At 34.7% G+C, this 1,568-nt stretch carries 1 protein-coding gene; it reads left to right on the forward strand.

All coding sequences use genetic code 11. The features are described from left to right. Positions 1–35 precede the first annotated feature (35 nt). The gene (locus ACY2RQ_RS19270; protein ID WP_490114636.1) at positions 36–1,418 is read left to right on the forward strand and encodes a hypothetical protein; all 1,383 of its coding nucleotides are present in this window, start codon (positions 36–38) and stop codon (positions 1,416–1,418) included. Positions 1,419–1,568 lie beyond the last annotated feature (150 nt).

Below are 1,568 nucleotides of genomic sequence, written 5' to 3' on the forward strand. Positions count from 1 at the left end.
CGAACCACATCACTTTCAACGTTAACTTATAGAAAATGAAGCAAACTGAATATTTGGAAGAAGAAAGAAAAAAACTATGGATTGCTGTTACGGAGTTACAGCAAGAAATAAACAAAAGAACACCAGAGCATGAAAAGGATGCCAGGCAAGCATCACGAAAAACATCTGAGTACAGAAATAGAAGTCTGGAAGCAAAAAATGAGGCCGAGAATGCTTCTAGACAAGCTAAAACCAGCCTGTCTGATATCGTTAAATTCAAGGAAAGCTCTGACGAATACTTCAATGAAATTGTAAACATTACATCTAAAGCTGAAAATGAATTTCAGAAAATAGAAGATATAGAAGAAAGAAACAATGTTCTTATAGAAATATATAATCGCCACCCCGAAATAGAGGAGCAGAATCGAGAGATTCAAGATTCATATGAAAAATCTACGACCCTCTACAGCAAAATCAATGCTACTTATAATACTCTTTTAAAAAAGAAACAAGAGTATGATGACTTATATTATGAGGTATTTGGCTATGAGGATGAGGATGAAAATGGGGAATTAATTAAGCATAAAGGGATTAAAGAAACCCTAGAAGAAACACATAAAAAAATTGAATCTGACTTGGATGAGATTGACCAGAAAATAGAAGAAATAAAATCAAATTACGATGCAAAACTAGAAGAGTTTATTTCAACTGAAAAACAAGAGATCAGCGAAAAGAAAAAGTTATGGGAGCGAGAGTTTACAAATGCCACAGAAAAAATTAAATCTTTGCTTCCTGATGCCTTAACCGCTGGGTTGAGTCATGCTTTTTCTGAGAAAAGAAAAGCTGAAATAAAGGAAGGTGCTAAGTCGTCCAGAATATTCAACGCCTCAATTCTAGGCATGGTTATGGTTTCTTTAATACCGTTCATTGTAAACTCATACTTGATGAATGAAGGGAAAACATTAGAGAGAATCATCTTAGAGCTTCCACGAATGGTTGTAGCGATACTTCCACTGTATGTACCATTTTTATGGCTGGCATATTCCGCAAATAAGAAAGCAAATTTATCTAAACGTCTTGTAGAGGAATATACTCATAAAGAAGTTTTGAGTAAAACCTTTGAAGGTTTGTCCAGCCAAATAGAATCTATAGATGACAGTGAAATATCTTCAGAGCTTAGAGAAAAATTACTTTATAATTTATTAGATGTAAGTTCAGAAAATCCAGGAAAGTTAATTTCAAATTATGACAAAGCAGACCATCCTGTCATGGATGTTCTTGATAAAAGCTCAAAACTTAGTACAGCGGTTGATGAGCTTTCGAAAGTACCAGGGATGAATAAAGTAGCAACAATAATCAGCAAAAAATCCTCTGATCTAATAAAAAAACAAGCAAATAAAGTAGAAGAAGCTATCGACTTGGTAGCACCAGATTCTTAAAAGGTTCGGCTAACAAGCTCATCCAGGTGACGCCTTCGGCGCACCTGATGCGGGCGTTAGGCCCTCATCAAACAAATCCGTTGTATTTTACAATGATGTGTAAAAAGGAAAATTAGAGTGGATCAACAACTTTTATTAGTAGTTCTTTTA

Source organism: Parendozoicomonas sp. 209JJ7-1, from assembly GCF_058147085.1.

Excerpts from the sequence above, each read along its gene's own strand:
- ACY2RQ_RS19270 (WP_490114636.1), top strand. The coding sequence starts at position 36 with ATGAAGCAAACTGAATATTTGGAAGAAGAAAGAAAAAAACTATGGATT.